At 58.4% G+C, this 24101-nt stretch carries 19 protein-coding genes; 6 read left to right on the top strand and 13 right to left on the bottom strand.

Features of this window, described 5'->3' with window-relative positions:
- The first annotated feature begins 128 nt into the window (after window positions 1–128).
- From proS to OQ273_RS06775, 3 genes are read left to right on the top strand one after another with little or no spacing between them, the layout of a single operon-like run.
- A complete protein-coding gene (gene proS, locus OQ273_RS06765) occupies window positions 129–1466 on the top strand; it encodes a proline--tRNA ligase (RefSeq protein WP_267989706.1) in 1338 nt (445 codons plus the stop codon).
- Complete coding sequence (locus OQ273_RS06770) at window positions 1463–2773, top strand: lipoprotein-releasing ABC transporter permease subunit (protein WP_267989707.1); 1311 nt, start codon at window positions 1463–1465, stop codon at window positions 2771–2773. Before proS ends, OQ273_RS06770 begins: the two co-directional genes overlap by 4 nt.
- A gap of 9 nt (window positions 2774–2782) precedes the next feature.
- Entirely contained in the window at window positions 2783–3466 is a 684-nt protein-coding gene (locus tag OQ273_RS06775; RefSeq protein WP_267989708.1) for an ABC transporter ATP-binding protein, read from the top strand.
- A 324-nt stretch (window positions 3467–3790) separates the two neighbouring features.
- On the opposite strand, the gene OQ273_RS06780 is transcribed toward OQ273_RS06775, so the two are convergent.
- Window positions 3791–4942 carry a benzoate/H(+) symporter BenE family transporter gene (locus tag OQ273_RS06780; protein WP_267989709.1) on the bottom strand — a complete coding sequence of 384 codons (1152 nt, stop codon included), beginning with the start codon at window positions 4940–4942 and terminating at the stop codon, window positions 3791–3793.
- A gap of 201 nt (window positions 4943–5143) precedes the next feature.
- Here OQ273_RS06780 and dnaE point away from each other — a divergent pair, with 201 nt between their 5' ends.
- Window positions 5144–8635, top strand: a complete 3492-nt coding sequence (gene dnaE / locus OQ273_RS06785; RefSeq protein WP_267989710.1) for a DNA polymerase III subunit alpha — start codon at window positions 5144–5146, stop codon at window positions 8633–8635.
- A 15-nt stretch (window positions 8636–8650) separates the two neighbouring features.
- Here the strand turns inward: dnaE and OQ273_RS06790 are convergent, their stop codons facing one another.
- The 3 genes from OQ273_RS06790 to OQ273_RS06800 form a co-directional block, all read right to left on the bottom strand.
- On the bottom strand, window positions 8651–10000 hold the full coding sequence (locus OQ273_RS06790) for a DNA polymerase IV (RefSeq protein WP_267993040.1): 1350 nt from the start codon (window positions 9998–10000) through the stop codon (window positions 8651–8653).
- Window positions 10001–10061: 61 nt separating this feature from the next.
- Window positions 10062–10712 carry a hypothetical protein gene (locus tag OQ273_RS06795; RefSeq protein ID WP_267989711.1) on the bottom strand — a complete coding sequence of 217 codons (651 nt, stop codon included), beginning with the start codon at window positions 10710–10712 and terminating at the stop codon, window positions 10062–10064.
- Window positions 10709–11014 (bottom strand): DUF3572 domain-containing protein, encoded by a 306-nt coding sequence (locus OQ273_RS06800; RefSeq protein ID WP_425493352.1) that lies wholly within the window; start codon window positions 11012–11014, stop codon window positions 10709–10711. The genes OQ273_RS06795 and OQ273_RS06800 overlap by 4 nt, the downstream gene beginning before the upstream one ends.
- A gap of 122 nt (window positions 11015–11136) precedes the next feature.
- On the opposite strand from OQ273_RS06800, the gene OQ273_RS06805 reads away from it, so the two are divergent.
- Both OQ273_RS06805 and OQ273_RS06810 read left to right on the top strand, forming a co-directional pair.
- On the top strand, window positions 11137–11508 hold the full coding sequence (locus tag OQ273_RS06805; RefSeq protein WP_267989712.1) for a response regulator: 372 nt from the start codon (window positions 11137–11139) through the stop codon (window positions 11506–11508).
- A gap of 20 nt (window positions 11509–11528) precedes the next feature.
- Window positions 11529–12899, top strand: coding sequence for a PleD family two-component system response regulator (locus OQ273_RS06810; RefSeq protein ID WP_267989713.1), 1371 nt, complete (start codon window positions 11529–11531; stop codon window positions 12897–12899).
- A 408-nt stretch (window positions 12900–13307) separates the two neighbouring features.
- Here the strand turns inward: OQ273_RS06810 and rpmG are convergent, their stop codons facing one another.
- From rpmG to OQ273_RS06855, 9 genes are all read right to left on the bottom strand, one after another.
- Window positions 13308–13475 carry a 50S ribosomal protein L33 gene (gene rpmG, locus OQ273_RS06815; protein WP_267989714.1) on the bottom strand — a complete coding sequence of 56 codons (168 nt, stop codon included), beginning with the start codon at window positions 13473–13475 and terminating at the stop codon, window positions 13308–13310.
- Window positions 13476–13607: 132 nt separating this feature from the next.
- Window positions 13608–14360, bottom strand: coding sequence for an NUDIX hydrolase (locus tag OQ273_RS06820; protein ID WP_267989715.1), 753 nt, complete (start codon window positions 14358–14360; stop codon window positions 13608–13610).
- On the bottom strand, window positions 14350–14790 hold the full coding sequence (locus OQ273_RS06825) for a DUF983 domain-containing protein (RefSeq protein WP_267989716.1): 441 nt from the start codon (window positions 14788–14790) through the stop codon (window positions 14350–14352). The genes OQ273_RS06820 and OQ273_RS06825 overlap by 11 nt, the downstream gene beginning before the upstream one ends.
- Window position 14791: 1 nt before the next feature.
- A complete protein-coding gene (gene rnr, locus OQ273_RS06830) occupies window positions 14792–17083 on the bottom strand; it encodes a ribonuclease R (RefSeq protein WP_425493353.1) in 2292 nt (763 codons plus the stop codon).
- Window positions 17080–19707, bottom strand: a complete 2628-nt coding sequence (gene topA / locus OQ273_RS06835; RefSeq protein WP_267989718.1) for a type I DNA topoisomerase — start codon at window positions 19705–19707, stop codon at window positions 17080–17082. The genes rnr and topA overlap by 4 nt, the downstream gene beginning before the upstream one ends.
- A gap of 256 nt (window positions 19708–19963) precedes the next feature.
- On the bottom strand, window positions 19964–21118 hold the full coding sequence (gene dprA / locus OQ273_RS06840) for a DNA-processing protein DprA (protein ID WP_267989719.1): 1155 nt from the start codon (window positions 21116–21118) through the stop codon (window positions 19964–19966).
- Complete coding sequence (gene plsY, locus OQ273_RS06845) at window positions 21118–21732, bottom strand: glycerol-3-phosphate 1-O-acyltransferase PlsY (protein ID WP_267989720.1); 615 nt, start codon at window positions 21730–21732, stop codon at window positions 21118–21120. The genes dprA and plsY overlap by 1 nt, the downstream gene beginning before the upstream one ends.
- A 115-nt stretch (window positions 21733–21847) precedes the next feature.
- Window positions 21848–23125 carry a dihydroorotase gene (locus OQ273_RS06850; protein ID WP_267989721.1) on the bottom strand — a complete coding sequence of 426 codons (1278 nt, stop codon included), beginning with the start codon at window positions 23123–23125 and terminating at the stop codon, window positions 21848–21850.
- Window positions 23122–24060: an aspartate carbamoyltransferase catalytic subunit gene (locus tag OQ273_RS06855; protein WP_267989722.1), complete on the bottom strand. Its 939-nt coding sequence runs from the start codon at window positions 24058–24060 to the stop codon at window positions 23122–23124. The genes OQ273_RS06850 and OQ273_RS06855 overlap by 4 nt, the downstream gene beginning before the upstream one ends.
- Window positions 24061–24101 lie beyond the last annotated feature (41 nt).

Consider the following 24101-nt stretch of genomic DNA (forward strand, 5'->3'; position numbering starts at 1 on the left):
AGCCGGAACGGGCCGTTCGCAAACTCTTCGGGTTTCCTTCTAATCACCGAGCCGCTAATACAACTATCGTTCCACCGCTATTTCGCCTGATTCCCTAGTTAGGCGAGTTTCCTGACACGGATTTAGAGATGCGCCTCTCCCGCTTTTTCCTGCCCATTCTCAAAGAGAACCCCAAAGAGGCCGAGATCGTCTCGCACCGGCTGATGCTTCGCGCCGGAATGATCCGCCAGCAATCGGCGGGTATCTATTCCTGGCTGCCGCTTGGAAAACGGGTGCTTGAAAAGGTTAACGATATCATTCGGGATGAGCAGAACCGCGCCGGTGCGATTGAAATTCTTATGCCGACTATTCAATCGGCCGAGCTGTGGCAGGAGAGCGGGCGCTACGACGATTACGGGCGGGAGATGCTTCGCATTGCGGATCGTCAGGAGCGGCCCATGCTCTACGGTCCGACCAATGAAGAAATGGTCACCGACATCTTCCGCAGCTATGTGCGCTCCTACAAGGATCTGCCGCTAAACCTTTATCATATCCAGTTGAAGTTCCGGGACGAGATCCGTCCGCGTTTCGGCACGATGCGTTCGCGCGAATTCCTGATGAAGGATGCCTATTCCTTCGACATCGATCAGGATGCTGCCCGCCACGCCTATAACAAGATGTTCGTTGCCTATTTGCGCACGTTTGCCCGCATGGGCATATCCGTTGTGCCGATGCGCGCCGATACCGGGCCTATCGGCGGCGATTTGAGCCACGAGTTCATCATTCTTGCCGATACGGGTGAATCGGAAGTCTTTTGTCATCGGGATTATCTGGATTTCGAGGTCCCCGGAGCGGACACGGATTTTGATGATGTTGCCGGATTGCAGGGTATTGTCGACAAGTGGACATCGCTCTACGCCGCGACATCGGAAATGCACGATGAAAAGGAATTTGCGCGGGTCGAGGACGGTGCGCGGCTTTCCGCGCGCGGCATTGAGGTCGGGCATATCTTTTATTTCGGAACCAAGTATTCTGAACCGATGGGTGCGAAGGTCATGGGGCCTGACGGAAAGGAACATCCGGTCCATATGGGGTCCTACGGCATCGGTCCAACACGTGTGGTGCCGGCCATTATCGAAGCGTCCCATGACGATGCCGGTATTATCTGGCCTGAGAGTGTTGCGCCTTTTGATCTTTCGATCATCAACATGAAAGCCGGCGATGAAGCCTGCGACGGAGCGGGCGACACGCTTTACGACGCGCTGACCGGGGCAGGCCGTGATGTTCTTTACGATGATCGCGATGAGCGGGCGGGAGCCAAGTTTGCGACGGCCGATCTGATCGGCGTTCCGTGGCAGATCGTTGTCGGTCCGCGGTCAATCGCCAATGGCGAAGTCGAGGTCAAGAACCGACGGACCGGCGGTCGTGAAAATCTCACTGTTGAAGCGGCGATCAACCGTTTCTCCTCTGGCGACGATCAAGGATGAGCAACGACATAGTAGAAGCGCAAGCAACGACGAGAAGCGGTAAAAAACCGGCGTCAGGCCCGTTCTGCGCCTATGAGCGGATGATTGCCTGGCGGTATCTCCGTTCAAGGCGGCGCGAGGCCTTCATTTCCGTCATTGCCGGTTTCTCCTTTCTCGGCATCATGCTTGGCGTTGCAACGCTGATCATCGTCATGGCCGTGATGAACGGCTTCCGCGGCGAGTTGATCGACCGCATTCTTGGCGTTAACGGCCACATCATGGTTCAGCCGATTGACGAGCCGTTCAATGACTATAATGCGCTGGCGGAAAAACTCGCAGCCGTTACGGGCGTCAGGGCTGCCATACCCATGATCGACGGGCAGGCACTTGTTTCGGGATATCGCGATGTCGGGACCGGCGCGCTGATACGCGGCATTCGCGCCGACGACCTTCCGAAGCTGGGTGGCGTGTCGGATAATATACTGTCCGGAGATCTTATCGGGTTCGCGGCAGGCGAGGGGCTATTGGTCGGTTCGCGTCTGGCGTCCAATCTCGGTCTCGGTGTCGGTGATACAATCAAGCTCATTTCCCCGGAGGGCGATGTCACTCCGCTTGGCGTAACGCCGCGCATCAAATCCTATCCGGTTTCGGGCATATTCGAGATCGGAATGTCGGAATATGACGCGTCGATGATCTTCATGCCACTCGGCGAGTCCCAGCTCTATTTCAATTCGGACGGGCTGGTGCAGTCGATCGAGCTGTTTATTGACGACCCCGACAGTGTCGACGCGCTTCGTCCGCTGATTGAGGCTGCTGCCGGGCGGCAGGTCTATATCAGCGATTGGAGACAGCAGAACCGCACATTCTTTTCCGCCCTCGAGGTCGAGCGCAATGTCATGTTCATGATCCTGACGCTGATCGTGCTGGTCGCCGCGCTCAATATCATTTCCGGCCTGATCATGCTGGTAAAGGACAAGGGGCACGACATTGCCATTCTTCGCACCATGGGTGCGACGTCCGGTGCGGTCTTGAGGATTTTCTTCATGACCGGCGCGGCCATCGGGGTGACAGGTACGCTGGCGGGCTTCCTGCTCGGTGTCATTGTCTGCTGGAACATTGAATCGATAAGGCAGTTCTTTTCCTGGCTATCGGGCACGACCCTTTTCGATCCGGAGCTCTATTTTCTCAGCCAGTTACCGGCGGATATGAATGCGGGCGAAACCGTTGCAGTGCTGATCATGGCGCTGGTGCTTTCGTTCCTGGCGACCCTTTTCCCTGCCTGGCGCGCCTCGCGGCTCGATCCGGTCGAAGCGCTGCGTTACGAGTAGGATGCGATAATGAGCGGTGATGCGGTCCTTCGGATTGAGGGTGTGGAAAAAAACTACGAGCAGGGCGGCAATATCCTGTCGATCCTCAAGGGTGCGGACTTCACTTTGAATCGGGGTGAGACGGTTGCTTTGGTCGCGCCTTCGGGCGCCGGCAAATCGACACTCCTTCACGTGGCCGGGCTACTGGAACATCCGACCGCAGGTGAAGTCTTTGTGGCCGGCAAGGCCTCCAGCGGGCTCGGCGATGACGCACGGACAGCCATGCGCCTTTCCGATATCGGCTTCGTCTATCAGTTCCATCACCTGCTGCCCGAGTTCACGGCGCTTGAGAATGTCATGATGCCGCAAATGATCGCGGGGCTTTCGCATGCGGATGCGTCGGAACGGGCGCGTCAGTTGCTGGACTATATGCGGATCGGGCACCGCGCGGAACACAGGCCGGCCGAGTTGTCGGGCGGAGAACAGCAGCGCGTGGCGATCGCGCGGTCTGTATCCAACGCGCCGCTGGTTCTCCTGGCTGATGAACCCACCGGCAATCTCGATCCGGTGACGGCGGGTTATGTGTTTGAAGCGCTGAATGCACTTGTGCGCCAGTCGGGCCTGGCTGCGCTGATTGCGACTCACAACCACGATATCGCTGCGATGATGGACCGGCGGGTGACGTTGGACGAAGGCAAGGTTGTCGAAACCTGAGTGAGTCGCGGGCTTGGCTCACCAGAATTACTTCATGAAATGACTGCGGGTTTTCAGCGGATTTGTGCCGGTTTGCCGGCTTTGTCCGGTTAACGTTGCAGGCGCCATAGGCGATCCCGTTTACCGGTCCTTAATCACGATACGCTATTCGCTTGACTGCGGAACAAGAAAGGAACAAAATACAAACATAGACGGAATAAGGAGGAACATATGTTCGACTTTGCCAAAGACTGTGCTGCCCTTGCTTCCATGCTGTTGTTTGTAACCAGCCTGACAATCGTGTTCACATCGTTCTGAAATGGGTGATCTTTATGCTGTGAAATTCTACCGCGCGATCCGCCGGTAGACGCGGTCCACACCATAGATGAGAAGCCCCGCCGCCAATCCCCAGAAAGCCGATCCGATACCGAACGCCGAAAGGCCGGAGGCGGTGACGGCGAAGGTGGCAACGGCGACGAAGCGGTCCTTTTCTTCAGCTAAGCCTGCGCCAAGTGAGGCCGCGAGGGCGCCGATGAGGGCTATGCTTGCAATCGTCGCAATAAGCGCTGAGGGAAAACTTGCAAACAATGCAACGAGCGAAGCGCCGAACAGTGCAATGATGACGTAGCCTGCGGCGTAGACCGGGCCGCACAACCAGCGCTTTTTCGGATCTGGGTGAGCATCGGGACCGGTGCATATGGATGCGGTTATGGCGGCGAGATTTGTCGTGTGTGCACCGAAACCGGCACTCGCAAGCGATGCCAGTCCCGTCACTGCCAGGACGGGGCGCGACGGCGGTGTAAATCCCGATGCTTTCAAAACGGCAAAACCCGGCAGGTTCTGTGATGCCATGGTGACGAGATAGAGCGGCAGACCAAGCCCGATGAGCGTATCGATCCTGAACTGTGGTGTGATCCACTCGAGGTTGGAGATGCGCAATCCCGGCGGCGGTTCGGCAAGTCCCAGCACATAGGTCAGGATGATCCCGCACAGCAGGACAGACAAAACCGCCCAGATGGGTGAAAAGACCCGGATCAGGACGAAGAGAAGCAGAAGCGGCAGGACAAGCTCCGGGGCGGTCTTGAGATGCGTAAAGACGCCAAGGACGAAACTGAAGAGGATGCCGGCAAGCATAGCCGCGGCAACGGATGCCGGTATGCGTTCAATCAACGCCGCGAGCGGCCGGAAAGCGGCCGTCAGAAGCGTCAGCAGTGCAGCGAAGATGAACGCGCCGACAGCTGTTTCGATGCTTTCTCCGGTGGATTGTGCGATGAGCGCTGCGCCCGGTGTCGACCAGGCTGCGACGATCGGCATCTTGTAGCGCAGGCTGAGAATGAGTGTGATGGCAGCGGTCGCCAGGCAGATTGCCGCGATCCAGGACGATGTCTGTGCAGCATTGGCGCCGACTGCCGAGGCGGCGGCAAGAACAATTGCAACAGAACTTCCAAAGCCGACCAGCACGGCAACAAGTGCGGATATGACGATGGAAGCTGGCATGGAATCATCCCCGGTGTGCCGGGAGGCTACCGCCAATTGCAGCGTTTTGCCAGCATGTGGTCAACCGGGTTGCCGTCAGGAAGGGCACCGTTTTGTGTGTGGATTGCAGGGTTCCCGAGCACACAGCCGCGCGTTTGCTGATAGGATTGGCGCTTGAATTGGAATCGGACTGGTTACGGCGCGTAAAGAGGCGGCAGGTTTATGGACGGAAACGAACAAAAGACACCTTCCATGGGATCAAAAGGGCCCGGCTTTGTGCATTTACGCGTTCACTCCGCCTATTCGCTTCTGGAAGGCGCGCTGCCGCTCAAGACCGTTATCTCAAAGGCTGTTGAGGATCGCCAGCCGGCACTGGGCATCAGCGACAGCAACAACCTGTTTGGCGCATTGGAGTTCTCCGTCAAGGCGGTGGAACAGGGGCTTCAGCCGATCCTTGGCTGTAAACTCGACATCGATATGGAAGATGAAGGTGTGGGCGGGCGCAGCCAACGCGATCGCCTCGCCGAGCGGTCCGCCGTCGTTTTGATCGCGATGAATGAGGAGGGGTACGCGCGGCTCGTCGAGCTGGTGAGCCGTGCCTATCTGGACGGGTCAGGTACCGATACGGCCCATCTTGCCTTGTCCTGGTTTTCGCAGACCGGCACGGATGGCCTGGTGTGCCTGACCGGCGCCACGGACGGTCCCGTGGATCAGGCCGTTCAAAATGATGCCGGCCCGTTGGCGGCCGAACGCCTTGAGCGCTTGCAGACGCTGTTTGGTGACCGCCTTTATGTGGAACTTCAGCGCCCGACAGGTTTCGATCGCACGCATGAAAATCGGATGCTGGATCTCGCCTATGAGAAGTCTGTTCCGATCGTTGCGACCAACGAGGCGTTTTTCCCTTCACCCGATGATTTTGACGCCCATGATGCCTTGATGGCGGTTGCACACAATGCGGTCGTATCCGACGACAGCAGGTTTCGTCTGACGCCGGACCATTATCTGAAAACCCGCGACGAAATGTGCGCGTTGTTTGCCGACCTTCCCGAGGCGCTGGAAAACTCGGTCGAAATTGCCAAGCGCTGTTCGCATATTCTCGATACGCGCGCACCTATCCTGCCGCGGTTTACCGGCGCGTCGGATGATCCCGAGGAGGCAGAGCGTGCAGAGGCAGCGGAATTGCGCAGGCAGGCCGAGGAAGGTCTGGATCACAGACTGGAAGAACTCGGGCTTGCGGAGGGTTTTTCAGAAAGTGACTATCGCGACCGGCTCGATGTCGAGCTTGGCATTATCGAACGCATGGGCTTCCCAGGATACTTCCTGATTGTTGCCGACTTCATCAAATGGGCGAAGGCCCACGACATTCCCGTCGGGCCGGGCCGAGGTTCGGGTGCCGGCTCTCTGGTTGCCTACGCGTTGACGGTAACCGATGTCGACCCGTTGCGCTTTTCGCTGCTGTTTGAGCGCTTTCTCAATCCGGAACGCGTGTCCATGCCGGACTTTGATATCGATTTCTGTCAGGACCGGCGGGACGAGGTCATCCGTTACGTCCAGGAAAAGTACGGCCGGGAGCAGGTGGCGCAGATCATCACATTCGGATCGCTGCAGGCCCGGGCGGCGCTGCGCGATGTAGGGCGTGTGCTGGAAATGCCGTACGGGCAGGTGGACCGGATCTGTAAGCTCGTTCCAAACAATCCTGCCAATCCCACGCCCTTGCACAAGGCGATCGAAGAAGAGCCGAAACTGAGGGAAGAGGCGGAAAAGGAACCGGTCGTCTCGCAGCTTCTGGATATCGCGCAGAAGATCGAAGGTCTTTACCGCCATGCGTCAACCCACGCGGCGGGTATCGTTATCGGAGACCGGCCGCTTTCAAAGCTTGTTCCGATGTATCGCGATCCGCGTTCCGATATGCCCGTTACCCAGTTCAACATGAAATGGGTGGAGCAGGCGGGTCTGGTCAAGTTTGACTTTCTCGGACTTAAGACGCTGACGGTGCTCAAAACCGCCGTGGATTTTGTTCAGGAGCGCGGCGTTGATATCAACCTCGCCGCGCTGCCGCTTGATGACGAGGAAACCTACGACATGCTCTCGCGGGGCGAGACGGTGGGTGTGTTCCAGGTGGAAAGTGCCGGCATGCGCAAAGCGCTGATCGGTATGCGGCCTGACCGGATCGAAGACATTATCGCGCTGGTTGCCCTCTACCGGCCGGGGCCGATGGAGAACATCCCGGTTTACAACGCCCGCAAGCATGGCGAGGAAGAAGTCGCCGGGATTCATCCGAAGATCGACTATCTCCTTGAAGAAACGCAGGGCGTGATCGTCTACCAGGAGCAGGTGATGCAGATCGCGCAGGTGCTGTCTGGCTATTCGCTCGGCGAGGCGGACATGCTGCGGCGCGCGATGGGCAAGAAGATCAAGGAGGAGATGGACAAGCAACGTAGCCGCTTCGTCAGCGGTGCGGTTGATAATGGCGTGACCAAACCCCAGGCCGATCTGATCTTCGATCTCCTGGCAAAGTTCGCCAATTACGGTTTCAACAAATCGCACGCGGCCGCCTACGGTATTGTTTCTTATCAGACCGCCTATCTGAAGGCGCATTATCCAGTTGAGTTTCTGGCGGCGTCGATGACGCTCGACATGTCAAATACCGACAAGATCAATGACTTCCGTCAGGACGCGGCCCGGTTGGGCATCGAGGTTGTTCCGCCTTCGGTGCAGACGTCGCACAGGATTTTCAAGACCGGCGAGAACCGGATTTACTACTCCCTGGCCGCGATCAAGGGCGTGGGCGAAGCGGCCGTTGACCATATTGTCGAGGTGCGCGGAGACAAACCGTTTGAAAGCATTGAGGATTTCTTCCTTCGCGTCGATCCGAAGCTCATCAATCGCCGGGTGCTTGAGCATCTCATCTGCGCTGGTGCATTCGACTGTTTCGGGCGCGACCGCGCCGAACTGGTGGGCGGGACAGACCGGCTTTTGGGCTTTAGCCAGCGGGCAATGGAAAACCGTATCAGCGGGCAGTCCGACATGTTCGGCAGCGGCGCGGCGACGGGGCCGGAAACGATTCAATTCAACAGCGTAACGCCCTGGGTTCCTTCGGAAAAACTTCACCGGGAATATCAGTCTCTTGGCTTCTACCTGTCAGCGCATCCGCTTGATACCTATAGTGAGCTTCTAGAGAAGATGCGGGTCCAGACGTTTGCCGACTTTGCCAATGCAGTCCGACAGGGCGCCACAGCCGGACGGCTCGCCGGAACCGTGACGTCAAAGCAGGAGCGCAAGACGCGTACCGGCAACAAGATGGGCATCATCGTGTTTTCCGATTCCTCCGGCCAGTATGAAGCCGTGCTGTTTTCGGAAGGGCTTGCGCAATATCGGGATCTTCTGGAGCCCGGAAAATCGCTGGTCATAACGGTCGATGCCGAGGAGCGTCCGGAAGGGATCAGCCTTCGCATTCAAACCGTCCAATCGCTTGAAGAGCGGGCCGTGCAGACGCAGAAGGCCCTGCGGATTTTCGTGCGCGACAGCATGCCGGTTCAACAGATCGCCGGACATCTGAACACGAAGGGCGACGGGCAGGTCTCATTCGTGGTGATCAAGGATGACGGGCGCAGGGAAGTGGAAGTCGAACTGCCTGAGCGCTATCGCATCTCACCGCAAATCGCCTCGGCGCTGAAAACCGCCAAGGGTATTGTCGACGTGGAACTGGTCTGATTTTCGAAAGGGCGCTCAGCCTGCTTCGCTGTCACCCTTTTCCGGATCAACGGCATCCATGTCGCGCTGCGGACGGGCGCGTTCGTTCTTGCCGAACGTATAGCCTGTCTCGACCGCGTGGCGGCCGAACCGGTCGCGGACCTTGTCGATGGCGCGCTCGGCGACGGCCCTCTTTGCCGCATCGGTATCCACCAGATCCGGCGGATCGGCGAGATCTGCATTCGTCAGGTCGGAGACGCCGATGCCGAGCAGCCGGTATTTTGTCCCGTCCAGTTCACGCTCAAGCAAGGACAGGCCGGTATGAAAGATGCGGTCCGCCAGGCAGGTCGGGTCCTCAAGACGCCGGTTGCGTGTGCGGATTTTGAAGTCTGTGGTTTTCAGCTTCAAAACGACTGTGTGACCGGCGATATCGTTTTTCTTCAGCCGGCGCGCCACCTTTTCCGATAAAGAACGCAGCACTGCGGCCAGTGTGTCCCGGTCCGCGTGATCGCTGTTAAAGGTGGTTTCAGCCGACACGCTCTTGGCGCTGTCGCGCGTGTGCACCTGCCGGGCATCCTGACCGCGCGACAGGCGGTAAAGGCGCTGACCGATGACGCCGTAACGGCGCATGAGATCGCTTTCCTCCATCTCCTGCAGTTGTCCGATCATGGTGATTCCGTCCCGCTCCAGCGTCGCCGCGAAAGCCTTTCCGACGCCCCAGATGGTCGTCACGGGCATGGACTTGAGAAAATCGACTGCCTCGGCTTCGCCGATGACGGAAAATCCACGCGGCTTTTCAAGATCCGAAGCAACCTTGGCGAGGAACTTGCAGTAGGACAGGCCGACGGAAACGGTGATGCCGATTTCTTCCTCGACGCGCTTGGCAAATGCCGCCAGAGTGCGGGCAGGCGGGTTACGGTGCAGCGCCTCGGTTCCGGCAAGTTCGAGAAATGCTTCATCGATGGAAATCGGCTGCACGAGCGGTGTCAGCTCCTGCATCATCTCGCGGACCTGACGGCCAACGCGGCTGTACTTTTCCATATCGGGTTTGATCACGACGGCTTGCGGGCAGGCTTTCAGTGCCTTGAACATCGGCATGGCTGACCGGACGCCATGGATGCGGGCAAGATAGCAGGCCGTCGAGACAACGCCGCGCCTTCCGCCGCCTATGATCACAGGTTTGTCGGCAAGCTCCGGATTGTCGCGTTTTTCGACCGTTGCGTAAAAGGCATCGCAGTCGATATGGGCAACGGTCAGATCATAAAGTTCCCGGTGATGCAAAACACGGGGGCTGCCGCAATGAACACAGCGGTGCTCCGGAACCTCCTGATAGGTCAGGCAGTCACGGCAAAAGCCGGTATTCGGATCCTGTTTGCTGATCCGCATCATGCCACCACACTAGAACAAAGATCGAACACATACGGTTTACGCCTCGGCCGCGGCCCGATCAAGTATCCAATTCTAGACGTATGATTTCCTCGATATGCGGCCAATCGCTCGCGACGATAATGTCATCGCCGGGGTCGGGCGCCATCGAGCGGAAAACATCGTTGCTCATATACTGGATCGCCGTAGCGAAAGGTGCGTGTTTTCTGACCGAATGCAGATTGAAGATCAGGTCGTCGATGAACACGAGGGGATGATCACGGCCGCTGTGAATCCGGTTCAGAACCGGTCCCTTATCACCTTCGAGGGCGATGAGGGGGTAGTTCAGTCCGTGACGGTCAAGGAGTGAACGCCGCACCTCGTAGTGACGTGTCGGCATTGAGGTCAGAAAGACGATGTCGGCGTGGTCGGCAAGGCTGGCAAGGACTTTGCCCGAGCCGGCAGCTGGTGTCTGCCAGTCCATTTGTTCGGCAAAAAAACTGTCAAGCATCAGGTTTACCGTTTCGCTGGAGGCCTCCTGATGCCGGTCCAGCGAAACAATGTTGCCGGTCAGCCGGAACGACCGGGGAAGCAGTTCATAACCGTTCGCCCGCAAATAGGCTGAAAACGGATTCAGAAACTCAAGCGCCACCTCGTCGACGTCGCACACGATCAACGGCCTCTCGCTGAGGCTTATTTCGTCGTGCCCGATAACGTCAGAATTCTCGGTCATATGCTTGTTTCATAATGCGAATCGCCACCCAGTGCCCGCCATGCAGAGGCCACGGTTTCCGGCTCGATGCCGCGCGCTTCACAATAGGCAAGCAAGCTTGGTTCGTGGGCGGTCAGGAATCCGACCACACCGGCCAGAAAGCCAGGTTCATTGGCGGCCTCGCGCAGATTTTCGACGCTGAGGCCGGAAATTGCCAGAAAACGGTTCATCATGTCGTCATCCGAGGCAATCCATGACAGGATGTCGACGGCCAGCATCTGTGTTTTATCGTTCGTTTCGGAATTGCTTTGATTTGCTTTCACGAAATTTGCTTTTCCTCAACCAAATTGGACTAGTCTGTTCTCGAGCTATGGGAGACTCGACCTGCCGGAAGCATAATCGTTGCCGGCGGTAGGGCAAGTTAGAACGGGGCTGGGTACGGCAAATGCCGAAACGGGTTATGATCGTGGAAGACAATGAGCTTAACATGAAGCTCTTTCGTGATCTCATCGAAGCATCGGGATATGAAACCGTCCAGACCCGCAATGGGCTGGAGGCGATGGAACTAGCACGCCAGCACAAACCCGACCTCATCCTCATGGACATTCAGTTGCCGGAGGTCTCGGGTCTGGAGATCACCAAAAGGCTGAAAGCCGACGACGAACTGCATACTATTCCGGTCATCGCAGTCACGGCATTTGCCATGAAGGGTGATGAGGAGCGGATACGACAGGGTGGCTGCGAGGCTTATATGTCCAAGCCGATATCGGTGCCCAAATTTGTCGAAACGATAAAGAACTATCTGGGCGACGGATAAACCACCGAGGAAAAGATAATATGACTGCCCGCATATTGGTCGTTGATGATATTCCAGCAAACGTAAAACTGTTGGAAGCGCGGCTTCTGGCCGAGTATTTCGATGTTGTTTCGGCCACCAATGGTGAGGACGCCCTGGCGATTTGCAACGAGGGCAACATCGATCTCGTGCTTCTGGACATCATGATGCCAGGCATGGATGGATTTGAAGTCTGCGAAAGGCTGAAATCCAACAGTGCGACGACCCATATTCCCGTAGTCATCGTGACAGCGCTGGATCAACCATCCGACCGGGTGCGCGGCCTGCGGGCCGGAGCAGATGACTTTCTTACAAAACCGGTGAACGACCTGCAGCTTCTTGCCAGGGTCAAAAGCCTGGTGCGTCTTAAAGCGCTGACCGACGAGTTGCGTATCCGGGCCCAGGCAGCACAGGATATCGGTCTTGAAACTCTGCTTGGCAACCGGGCAATTGATGATGTGCGGGGCAAGGCACTGCTGGTCGATCAGCGGAAGAATTCACAGGACCGGATTATTCAGATTCTGCGCAAAAGCGCTGATCTCAAGGTCCTGTCGGACCCTCAGGCCGCATTGTTCGACGCGGCTGAAAACGGTTATGAGCTCATAATGGTGAGCACGAATTTCAGCGATTACGATCCTCTGCGCCTTTGCTCACAACTGCGTTCGCTGGACCGGACACGGTTTATCCCGATCCTTCTCGTATGTGAACAGGGTGAAGAGACAATCATCAATCGGGCGCTGGAGCTTGGCGTCAATGATTATATTATCCGGCCGCTTGATCCGAACGAGCTGATTGCCAGGTGCAATACCCAGTTCCGCCGTAAGCGATACAATGATTACCTGCGGTCCAGCGTTCAGCATTCCATCGAGCTGGCGGTTACCGATCCACTGACCGGACTTTACAATCGCCGGTATCTTGATTCCCACATGCAGATTCTGGTTGAACGCTCCATTGCGCGCGACCGGGTTTTGTCAGTGCTGGCAATTGACCTCGACCGTTTCAAGGCTGTCAACGACACGCATGGGCACGATGTTGGCGATGAGGTGCTGCGGGAGTTCGCCAATCGTGTCCGCAAGGCTATCAGAGGCATAGATCTGGCCTGCCGTCAGGGTGGCGAGGAGTTTATTATCGTATTACCCGATACCGATGGACCGGTTGCCGAATCAATTGCCGAAAGGCTGCGCGGCGAAATAGCCGACGTTCCTTTTGTCATCGGATCTGACGGGCTGGAGCTTTCAATCACCGCTTCTGTTGGAGTTGTGACACTCTCGAGTGCGGGCGAATCACCAGAAGTCCTTTTGAAACGGGCAGATAAAGCTCTGTTTGAGGCCAAGGCGAAGGGCAGAAACCGGGTTGTGGCCATAGCAGCCTAGTTGCAGGGGTTTTTGAGGCCCGCGGACCTGTTTATGCACCGTCTTGATGGCAAATCAGCGCTTCGCGCCACAAAAGTCTGATTCTTAACAAATATCACAGATTCGGTATTTGCGGCCGTTTACCATGACATCAATTGCGTCGGCAAAACGGTTAAGAAATCGTTGATTTTTTTGTTATGATGGGCAAATGTTGTGGATAGGGGTAAGTGCAGGCGGATTGCCGCTCTGAACTATTACCCAAGAAATCGTCTACCCCATGGTGCTCAGGTCCGCCGCATCTCCTGGGTCGTGGGGTCGGCTGGTCGGCGCCGGAAATGTGGCCTCCTCGTACCGCAACCTGTGCTGACCAGCCCCCAATAAAAAAGGCCGCTTCAAAATGAAGCGGCCTTTTTTGTGCGTTTTGATCAGTTATTTGATCTTGGTTTCCTTGAATTCCACGTGCTTCTTGGCAACCGGATCATATTTGGTCTTGACCATTTTTTCGGTCATCGTGCGGCTGTTCTTCTTTGTCACGTAGAAATAGCCGGTATCTGCAGTCGACTGCAGCTTTATCTTGATTGTCGTGGCTTTTGCCATTTTGTACCTGCCTTGCAAAAACGAAGCCGTGGAAAGCCGGAAAGGCTCCACGGCGAAATTCTGGGCGGAACCTACAAATCGCGGCGAAAAAGTCAAGACCGCATCATCGAAAAGCAGCGGCTTTGCGGCTTGCTACAGCAACTCGCGTATGAAGCGGCCATGGCGTGCCTGGTAAAAGGGAACCGGCCGCCCGAAGGGAAGCGAGGCATCGCGTTCCAGCTCGCTGGCAAGCTCGGTTATGATCGCCTGGGTGATGCGGGGCATATCGACTGACGGGACCTCCGAGAGGCCTACCCATCTCAGATCAAGCAGTTCATTGCTGGATTCTGCTTCTGCCGGTCCGATTTCATCACGGAAACAGGCAAAGAAACGCGTATCAAAGCGCCGGGTGCGCCCCGGCGGTGTAACCGCCCGGGCAATGTATCGCAGCGGGGAGAGGCGCGGTGCGAGGCTCTGCCTGGCGAAGGCATTCCAGTTCTGGTGGCTGCTGACCGGTCCGGGGCCGGCGACCAGTATACCGACTTCCTCATGGGTCTCGCGGATCGCAGCCACCGCGAGCGCGCGGGCCCGTGCACTTGCCGGCTTGGCCATTCTGCGCATCAGCCTGTCTTCGACCTCGGGATGCAGCTCATCACTGACCGGTATGCGCCAGTCATCGCGGTCGCGCCGGCCACCGGGAAAGACATAGGTATCTGGCATGAATGCATGGGCCGTGTGCCGTTTGCCCATCAGTAATGCCGGTTCCGATCCTGAACGATCGATCAAAATGAGCGTCGCGGCGTCTTTTGGACGCAGAAGCGGACCATCGGCGGGCCCGCGTTTTGCTTCCTTGTTCAGGTCGCCATCGCCCTTGTCGGCGGTATCTGTTTGGGTATTACCGGCCACCGTAAATCTCGACGGCGTCGTCTTCGTCTCCGCCGAAGCCGTGCATGTAATTGGCCCATTGCAGGCCGATGACAGCCCCCTTGATCGGCTGGATCATCGTCAGCGCCATAACAAGCGTGACCGGGATCCACAATGCCAGATGCTGCCAGCTGTTCCAGTCGACAAACGGTTCGGACAGCATGTAGCCGGCAACAACGATATGCCCGACAATGAAAATCACAAGATAGGGCGGCAGATCATCTGCACGATGGTGATGCATTTCCTCACCGCAAGCCGAGCAGGTATCCACGGGCTTGAGAAATGCACGGAACAGTTTTCCTTCGGCGCAGTGCGGACAGCGGCCCGACCAGCCTTTTGCTATCGAGCGCCAGAGATCGCGTGGCGGGCGAATGGTCCGTGCACGGACAGGAGCGGTCTCTTGGTCCACCATATCAGTATCCTCTGCGTTTTCTTTTCCGGGCGCCGTTCTGACGGGATGCGCCTCTTTTGGCTTTATGAAACGATCGTGTGGCCGTCGGCAGTTTGCGGCCTTCGCTCAGCATTTCAAATCGAAGTGCACCGGCGAGCGGCACGGCTTCGGCAAGCCTTATCTCGACACGGTCGCCAAGTCGATAGCCAAGGCTCGTCTTCTCACCCACCAGCGCCTGATGCGTTTCGTCATAAATATAGTAGTCGAGCCCCAGTGTGGAAACCGGAATAAAACCGTCTGCGCCAAATTGCTGCAGGGAAACAAAGAGCCCGGCTTTTGTCACTCCGGAAATCCGGCCGTCAAATTCATCGCCGATCCGATCGGCAAGATGGTGGGCGACCAGCCGGTCGACTGTCTCGCGCTCTGCCGCCATGGCGCGGCGTTCAAAGGTCGAAATCTCAGCCGCGATCTCCTCAAGCGCGTGTTCTTCCTCTTCTGTTATACCGCCTTCGCCAAGGCCAAGGGAGCCGATCAGGGCCCGGTGGACCACAAGGTCGGCATAGCGCCGGATCGGAGAGGTGAAATGGGCGTATTTCATCAGGTTCAGACCGAAGTGCCCGAGATTGTCCGGACTGTAGTTTGCCTGGCTCTGCGAGCGCAGCACCATTTCGCTGACCATGACCTCGTAAGGTTTATCCTTTGCCTTGGCCAGGACGCCATTGAAGCTGTTGGCCCGGAGATGCCCGCCCTTGGCGAGCGGAATATTGAGCGTTTTCAGAAAGTCCCGCAGCGTTTCCTGCTTGGCAAGCGACGGGGTGTCATGCACCCGGTAGATGAGCGGCTGGCGTTTCTTTTCAAGTGTTTCGGCCGCCGCAACATTGGCCTGGATCATGAACTCCTCGATCAGGCGGTGTGCGTCGAGACGGTCCGGCACAACGACCTTGTCAACGGTCCCGTCGTCCTTGAGCAGCAGCTTACGTTCGGGAATGTCGAGGTCCAGCGGCTGACGCCTGTCACGCCCGCGCTTGAGCACCGCATATGCATCCCACAGTGGCCGGAGCACCTCGTCCATGATCGGTCCGGTTTTGTCGTCCGGGGCTCCATCGATGGCTGCCTGCGCCTGCCGGTAGTTGAGCTTGACGAGGCTTTTCATCATCACGCGGTGGAATGTGTGGCTGATCTTCCGGCCTTCTGCTGAAAACACCATGCGTACGGCAAGGGCAGGGCGGTCGACCCCTTCTTTCAAAGAACAGAGCTCATTGGAGATCCGTTCGGGCAGCATCGGGACGACCCGGTCGGGGAAATAGACCGAATTGCCGCGCTTCAGCGCTTCCCTGTCCAGATCCGAGGCCGGCCGCACATAATGCGAGACGTCCGCGATCGCGACATAGGCGATGACACCGCCTTTGTTGGCCGGATTTTCGTCCGGTTCGGCAAAAACGGCGTCGTCATGGTCCTTGGCATCAAACGGGTCGATGGTCACCAGCGGAAGCTCTCGCCAATCCTCGCGCTTTGCCATGGGCGCGGCGCGTGCGGTCTCGGCTTCCCTAAGGGCACCGGCCGGGAATATGTGCGGGATGCCATGGGCGTGGATTGCGATCATGGAAATCGCTTTTTCACTGGCAACGGAGCCAATAACGTTCAGGACCTTGCCGCGCGCCATGCCGTAACGGTTGGAGCGGCTGCGTTCAACTTCGACAAGATCGCCATCCTGCGCCTTGCCGGTGTCGTCCTCGTCGATGATGATTTCCTTATCGCGCCGGTCGATGGGATCCATCCGTCCGCCACCGCCCGGTGTCGCACGGAACACACCCAGTTGCGCGCCGCGCTGCTTGTCCAGCACCTTCATCACGCGGGCCGAATGGGCCGGACCTGTATCGCTGTCGGACTGGAATATGCGTGCAAGGACACGATCGCCGATACCCGCCGCGACAGTCTTTGCCTTTCCCTTGCGAACGGGGCGGATCAGGACGGCCGGCGGCGGCGTGCCATTGTCCGGCCATTCGGCGGGCCTTCCGATCAGGTCGCCATCATCGTCACGCGAGGTTATGTCGAGAACAGTTACGGGCGGAAGCGCACCGGGGCGCACGAGGGTCTTGCGCCGGCGCTCCAGCAGGCCTTCATTTTCAAGGTCCTTCAAAAGCGCCTTGAGCTCGATACGGTCATGACCGCGGACGGAAAAGGCCTTGGCGATATCCCGTTTTGACGCGCGTGAGGGATGCTCGGCGATGAAGCGAAGGACCGTTTCCCGATCGGGCACACCGCCCGTTGCCTGCTTGCGCCCGCCGGGAGCCGATTTCTTCTTCAATCTCACTCCTCGGCTTTGACAGTCTTGGCCTTAGCCTTGGTCTTGCGGGTTGTCGTCGCTTTCTTGGTGGTTTTCTTGCGCGTCGTCTTCGCTTTGGCCTTGGTCTTGCCGCCCTTTGCCGCCTTTTCCGCGATCAATTCAAGCGCCTTTTCAACGGTAATCGACTGTGGGTCCGCGCCCTTGGGCAAAGTTGCATTGATCTTGCCCCAGTTGACATAGGGCCCGTATCGTCCGTCCCGAACCGTTATGGCGCCGCCGTCGGGGTGATCGCCAAGTTCCTTCAAGGCAGCCGGTTTGGCGCGTCTGCCCGGACCCTTGGCCATCTTCTCCGCCAGCACCGTGACGGCGCGGTTAAGGCCGATGGAGAACACGTCTTCGATCGACTCCAGATTGGCGTATGTCCCGTCATGCAAAAGGAAAGGTCCGTAACGGCCGAGCCCCGCCGATATCATTTTGCCGGTTTCCGGATGGGCGCCGACGTCACGCGGCAAGGACAGGAGCGCCAGTGCCTTCTCGTGATCGACATCCTCAGGTTTCCATCCCTTCGGAATACCTGAGCGTTTGGCGCCCTTGCCTTCGCCTCTTTGGACATAGGGGCCGAAGCGGCCCGTGCGCAGGGTAATCGGTTCATCGGTATGCGGGTCTTTTCCAAGATCCTGCGGATCATTCGACGCTGCCGCATCGTCGGCGGCGCCATCGGCCGAGAGCTGACGTGTGTATGCGCACTCGGGATAGTTGGAACAGCCGACAAACGCCCCATAGCGGCTGAGCTTCAGCGACAGATTGCCGGAGCCGCATTTCGGGCAGATCCGCGGATTGGATCCGTCTTCGCGGGTCGGAAAGACCAGCGGCGCGAGCTCTTCATTCAACGCATCCAGCACATTGCTGATCCGCAGTTCCTTGGTGCCTTCAATGTGGTTGAGGAAATCACGCCAGAAATCGCGCAGGACATCCTTCCACTTCAACTCGCCGGCGGAAATACGGTCCAGTTTCTCTTCAAGGTCGGCGGTGAAATCATATTCGACATACCGGTCGAAGAAGTTTTCCAGAAACGCTGTAACCAGGCGTCCCTTTGCTTCAGGCATCAGTTTCCGGTTGTCGATCGTCACATATTCACGATCGCGCAACGTGGCAAGGGTCGCCGCATAGGTGGATGGACGGCCGATGCCGAGTTCTTCCATCTTCTTGATGAGCGATGCTTCGGAATAGCGCGGCGGCGGCTCGGTGAAGTGCTGGGTCGCATCGATCTTTTCGCGGGCCAGGTCTTCCTTTGCGTTTATCGCGGGCAGGCGGCGGCTGTCATCGCCGTCGTCAGCAGATTCTGTATCGTCACGCTGATCCGTATAGGCGGCAATGAAGCCATCGAAGCGGATCACCGACCCGGTGGCACGCAGACCTGCGCGCTCGCCATTGTTGTCGGCAGTGATCTCGACGGTCGTGCGTTCGATCTCCGCCGGCGCCATCTGGCTCGCGATCGCCCGTTTCCAGACAAGGTCGTAGAGCCGGAACTGATCGCTATCGAGATGCTGCTTCACCGATTCCGGCGTGCGGCTGAAATCCGTCGGCCGGATGGCCTCGTGCGCCTCCTGGGCGTTCTTGGCCTTGGTCGAATAGTGGCGCGGCTGGTCCGGCCGGTAGCGCTCGCCGAAATGCGACGCGATGACAAGGCGCGCGCCGTCGATGGCTTCTGTGGCCATCTGCACGCCGTCGGTACGCATATAGGTGATCAGACCGACGGTCTCGCCACCGATATCCAGTCCTTCATAGAGACGCTGCGCGACCTGCATGGTGCGCGAGGCATTGAAGCTGAGTTTGGACGAAGCGGCCTGTTGCAAGGTCGAGGTCGTGAAGGGCGGCGCGGGATTGCGGCGGGTCGGTTTTGCCTCAACGCTGTCGGCGATGAAGCTGGCACCTTCCAGCAGTTTTTTGAGCCGCGTGGCGTCTTCCTCATTGCCGATGGACAGTTTCTGCAGACGTTGCCCGTCTGCCGAAACCAGGCGTGCCTCGAAGCCTTCACCTCTCGGGGTTTTAAGGTGTGCGGCCAGCTGCCAGTACTCGTCCGATATGAAGCGCTCGATCTCGCTTTCACGATCGCAAACCAGACGCAGCGCAACCGACTGAACGCGGCCGGCGGACCGTGCGCCCGGCAGTTTGCGCCACAGAACGGGCGACAGGTTGAAGCCGACGAGATAGTCAAGCGCACGGCGGGCGAGATAGGCATCCACCAGCGATGCATCGATATCGCGCGGATTGGCCATTGCGTCCAGAACGGCCTGTTTGGTGATGGCGTTGAAGACGACGCGCTTGACCGGCTTGTCGCCGAGCACGCCGCGCTTGTTGCGCAGAACTTCCAGAACGTGCCACGAAATTGCTTCGCCTTCGCGGTCGGGGTCAGTGGCCAGGATCAGGCCGTCGGACGACTTTACGGCATCCGAAATTTCCTTCAGCCGTTTGTTGGATGCCGTGTCGACCTGCCAGGTCATGTCGAAGTCTTCATCCGGATTGACCGAGCCGTCCTTGGCCGGCAGATCACGGACGTGCCCGAAGGATGCAAGGACCTTGTAGTCCGACCCGAGATACTTGTTTATCGTCTTCGCTTTGGCAGGAGACTCAACGACAACTACGTTCATAAATTCACTCTGATGTGGTGTTCAACGGGCTGCTTCTTGCACCCGATTCCCTTAAAAAACAGCAATTCCCGGCCACGAAATGAACATCGAAACGCTGCGGGTCAAGTGCCGCAGGCGGAAAATTCGCCGTGATTACCCGTTTGCAACACCTTGGAAATCAATCGAATCCACCCGTCCTGCTGCCATCGGGTTACGCTGAAATAGTACAATTGGCGACCGGTTTAAACCGCCAGGCGGAAACAATGGACGAACAGGATTAATGGCCAGGTTCCGGTGTCAGGGATACCAAGCCGCCGGGGTGCCGGGCAAGGCGGCCGGCAAGATCGAGTTCAAGCAGGGCAAGATAAATCTGCGCTTGCGGTACGTCGGTATGGCGGGCAAGGTCGTCGATCGAAACCGGCGCCGGTCCCATCGCATCGCTGATATTTGTACGCTGGCTGGCGCTCAGTTCTATTGCGGTGTGGCTGTCAGGCTCATCTTCCCAAAGAGCCGGTTGCGCCACCCTCGGCGGACCTTTGCCGCCAAGCGGCCGTAGCGCTGTTATGACATCCTGCGGTTCGGTTGTGAGGATCGCGCCGTCCTTGATCAGGTCGTTGGTTCCCTTCGCGCGCGGGTCGAGCGGCGAACCTGGCACGGCGAAGACGAGCCGGCCGAGTTCTCCTGCGATGCGCGCAGAGATCAAAGACCCGGATTTCTTGGCCGCTTCGACCACGATGAGTCCGAGGCCCAGCCCGGCAATGATGCGATTGCGGCGGGGGAAGTCTCTCGCCCTTGGTTCCCAACCGAAGGGCATTTCGCTTATTGCGGCACTGGTGCCGCTGGCACAGATATCTTCCAGCAGCGCAATGTTCTGCGGCGGGTAGGGCCTGTCCAGGCCACCGGCGAGCACGGCGATCGTACCCGATTGCAGGGATGCGTCATGGGCGGCGGCATCGATGCCGCGTGCAAGGCCGGAGGCGATGGAATATCCGGCCTTGCCGATTCCATCCGCCAGAACACGGGTTATCTTGGCTCCGATGGCGGATGCGTTGCGTGAGCCGACGATAGATACGCAGGGCTTCTGCAGCGATGAAACGGATCCCCGCAAAGCGATCACCGGCGGAGCGCCTTCAGCAGATGCAAGCGCATCGGGAAACTCCGGATCGCGCATGCAGATCAGCCGGCAACCGAGCCGCTCGGCCAGGTCCAATTCGCGCTGCGCATCGTCTGTCGAGCAAATGCGCAAGGTGCGCGCCTGTCCGCCCTGGCGGGAAAGATCGGGTATTGCATCCAGCGCCGCCTGCGCGGACCCGAACCGGGCGATCAGCTTCCTGAAGGTCACCGGGCCGACATTCTCGCTGCGGATCAATCGAAGCCAGGCAAGGCGCTCATTGTCGTCGAGCGCAGCACCGCGCTCACCCTCATGCTGCATTAGCCGTTATCTCCGATCCGGCTTTCTTCTCCCGACAGCAGGCGTGAAATATTGGCGCGATGTTTGACAATGATGATCGCGCTCATCACGGTGAACAACTCAGCGACCTGAATATAACCCAGAAGGAAGAGCGCAACGGGCACGACAATGGCACAGATCAGAGCAGCCAATGACGAGTAGCGTGTAACCGCAGCCGTCAGCAGCCAGACAACCGCAAATATCACAACGCCCAACGGCAGGAGGCCTAGCAGCACTCCTATATAGGTCGCCACGCCCTTTCCACCGCGAAAGCGCAGCCAGACCGGAAACAAATGCCCAATGAAAGCGCCGAACCCGGCGATCACGGCCATGTCGGGCCCCCAGATGCCGGCGATCAGGACTGCGGCCGTGCCCTTGAGTGCGTCAAACAGCAATGTGGCAACGGCGAGAAACTTGTTTCCGGTGCGCAGGACATTGGTGGCTCCGATATTGCCGGAACCGATCTCGCGCACATCACCCAGACCGGCGGCGCGTGTCAGCAAAAGGCCGAAGGGGATAGAGCCCAGCAGATACCCGAACAGGAGCGCTGAAGTAAAAAAGGGCAGGCTGAGGTGCCAGTTTATCGGATCCGGCATGATGCCCTTCCCATAATGTCTTTTTCGGTTTCAAACTCGTTTTCAAATAAGCGCAATCTAGAGCAAGTCGCGCCTAAATTGAAGCACGATCCCGGTTCGCCAACAGCCGTTCGGTCTAGTCTGCCTCATAGACGAAGCTGCCGGCGACCATGGTCGCCGTCACGCGGCCCTGAAAACGGGCATCTTCGAACGGTGTGTTCTTCGAGCGTGATTTCAGTTCTTCTTTTGACACGATCCACGGCTCGTCCGGATCGACTATTGCAAGGTCCGCCCGGCTACCGGGTTTGAGTGTTCCGCAATCAAGCCCGAAGATGTGGGCAGGGCGGGTCGACATGGCGTCGATAAGCCGGGGCAGTGAAACGTCACCGCTGTGATGAAGGCGTAGGGCAGCGGCAAGCATGGTCTCAAGGCCGACCGCTCCGTCAGCCGCATCGGCGAAAGGATGGCGTTTGGTGTCAACGTCCTGCGGGTCGTGCGACGACACGATGATATCGATATCCCCGCTCGCAATTGCCTCGACCATGGCGCGGCGGTCGTCCTCTCCGCGCAGCGGCGGCGAAAGCCGGAAAAAGGTCCGGTATTCGCCGATGTCATTCTCATTCAGCGACAAATGGTTAATCGACACGCCGCATGTCACGGTCGCGCCGCGGGCACGTGCGGCCCGGATGGTATCGACTGAATCTGATGTTGAGATTTTGGCAGCGTGGTAGTGGGCGCCGGTGAGCGCGGCGAGGCGCAGGTCCCGCTCGAGCGGGATGACCTCTGCCTCGCGCGGCACGCCCTCAAGGCCAAGCCAGCTGGCAAACAAGCCTTCATTCATGACGCCCTGTGCCGCCAGATGCTCATCCTGCGTTTCACAGGCGACCACGAGGCCGAAATCACGCGCATAGGTCATGGCCCGGCGCAGAACCAGCGCATTGCCGACGGGTTGGCGGCCATTTGTCAGCATCACGGCGCCGGCATCCCGCAATAGGCCGAACTCGGTCAGTTCGCGCCCCTCAAGCCGCTTTGTCAGCGCGGCCGACGGGAAGATATTCACACAGGCCTGTTCGCGCGCTGTTCGCAACACGAATTCCACCAGGGCCACATCATCGATCGGCGGCGTGGTGTCCGGCATCATGATCAGGGACGTAACACCGCCGGCGGCGGCGGCGTGGCTGACCGAGGCAATCGTTTCGCGGTGTTCTGCGCCCGGTTCTCCGACAAAGACGCGGGCATCGACAAGGCCGGGTATGACCAGTTTTCCGGTGCAATCAATCTCGCGCGCGTCGGCCGGGATGCTGGCGGAACCGCAGGCCGCGACAAGGCCATCCGCCACGACTATGTCGCCTTGTGCATCGAGGTCCTGCGAGGGATCGACGATACGGGCGTTCTTAAGGGCGATCGCGCTCACTTGGCAGGTTCCTGATTGTCAGACAATAACAGTGTTTCCATAACGGCCATTCGGACGGCAACACCCATCTCGACCTGTTCCTCGATCACGCTTTGCGGACCGTCGGCAATTTCGGAGGCAATCTCGACCCCGCGGTTCATCGGCCCGGGATGCATGACCAGGGCGTCGGGCTTCGCGGCGTTCAGTTTTTGCGCATCAAGGCCGAAATAGCGGAAATATTCGCGCACGGACGGGACGAACGACCCGCTCATGCGTTCGCGTTGAAGGCGCAGCATCATGACGACATCGGCGTCGCGCAAACCCTCTGTCATGTCATGAAACACCTCAACACCCATCCGCTCAATGCCGGCCGGCAGAAGCGTCGACGGCGCGACTACGCGGATGCGGGCGCCGAGCGCACTCAGAAGGATGATGTTCGAACGGGCAACGCGGCTGTGCAGCACATCGCCGCAGATCGCAACGGTCAGGCCTGCGATGCGCCCCTTTTCCCGGCGGATCGTCAAGGCATCCAGCAGGGCCTGCGTGGGATGCTCGTGTGCTCCGTCGCCGGCATTGACGACGGAACAACCCACCTTTTGCGCAAGCAGCGCGCAAGCACCGGCCGAGGCATGACGGACGATCAGGATGTCCGGATGCATGGCATTCAGTGTCATTGCAGTATCGATCAGTGTCTCGCCCTTTTTGACCGACGAATTGCCCACAGACATGTTCATGACATCCGCGCCAAGGCGTTTGCCGGCAAGCTCGAAGGATGCCTGGGTTCGGGTGGAGGCCTCGAAAAACAGGTTGATCTGCGTCAGTCCCCGCAGGGTCGAGGTTTTCTTCTCGCGCTGCCGGCTGAGCTTGACAGCCTGGTCTGCCTTGTCGAGAAGGAACGCGATATCCAATTCTGTCAGCCCGTTGATGCCAAGCAGGTGGCGATGGGGAAAAACCATGGATAGTGCTCGCAAATTTTGTCGATTGGCGCTTCTATAGG

The organism is Hoeflea prorocentri, from assembly GCF_027944115.1.
In the GTDB taxonomy this organism is placed as follows: Bacteria; Pseudomonadota; Alphaproteobacteria; order Rhizobiales; family Rhizobiaceae; genus Hoeflea_A; species Hoeflea_A prorocentri.

Bases quoted from the DNA above. Each gene is read 5' to 3' on its own strand.
- proS (WP_267989706.1), top strand. From the start codon at position 129: ATGCGCCTCTCCCGCTTTTTCCTGCCCATTCTCAAAGAGAACCCCAAA.
- OQ273_RS06770 (WP_267989707.1), top strand. From the start codon at position 1,463: ATGAGCAACGACATAGTAGAAGCGCAAGCAACGACGAGAAGCGGTAAA.
- OQ273_RS06775 (WP_267989708.1), top strand. From the start codon at position 2,783: ATGAGCGGTGATGCGGTCCTTCGGATTGAGGGTGTGGAAAAAAACTAC.
- OQ273_RS06780 (WP_267989709.1), bottom strand. From the start codon at position 4,942: ATGCCAGCTTCCATCGTCATATCCGCACTTGTTGCCGTGCTGGTCGGC.
- dnaE (WP_267989710.1), top strand. From the start codon at position 5,144: ATGGACGGAAACGAACAAAAGACACCTTCCATGGGATCAAAAGGGCCC.
- OQ273_RS06790 (WP_267993040.1), bottom strand. From the start codon at position 10,000: ATGCGGATCAGCAAACAGGATCCGAATACCGGCTTTTGCCGTGACTGC.
- OQ273_RS06795 (WP_267989711.1), bottom strand. From the start codon at position 10,712: ATGACCGAGAATTCTGACGTTATCGGGCACGACGAAATAAGCCTCAGC.
- OQ273_RS06805 (WP_267989712.1), top strand. From the start codon at position 11,137: ATGCCGAAACGGGTTATGATCGTGGAAGACAATGAGCTTAACATGAAG.
- OQ273_RS06810 (WP_267989713.1), top strand. From the start codon at position 11,529: ATGACTGCCCGCATATTGGTCGTTGATGATATTCCAGCAAACGTAAAA.
- rpmG (WP_267989714.1), bottom strand. From the start codon at position 13,475: ATGGCAAAAGCCACGACAATCAAGATAAAGCTGCAGTCGACTGCAGAT.
- OQ273_RS06825 (WP_267989716.1), bottom strand. From the start codon at position 14,790: ATGGTGGACCAAGAGACCGCTCCTGTCCGTGCACGGACCATTCGCCCG.
- topA (WP_267989718.1), bottom strand. From the start codon at position 19,707: ATGAACGTAGTTGTCGTTGAGTCTCCTGCCAAAGCGAAGACGATAAAC.
- dprA (WP_267989719.1), bottom strand. From the start codon at position 21,118: ATGCAGCATGAGGGTGAGCGCGGTGCTGCGCTCGACGACAATGAGCGC.
- plsY (WP_267989720.1), bottom strand. From the start codon at position 21,732: ATGCCGGATCCGATAAACTGGCACCTCAGCCTGCCCTTTTTTACTTCA.
- OQ273_RS06855 (WP_267989722.1), bottom strand. From the start codon at position 24,060: ATGGTTTTTCCCCATCGCCACCTGCTTGGCATCAACGGGCTGACAGAA.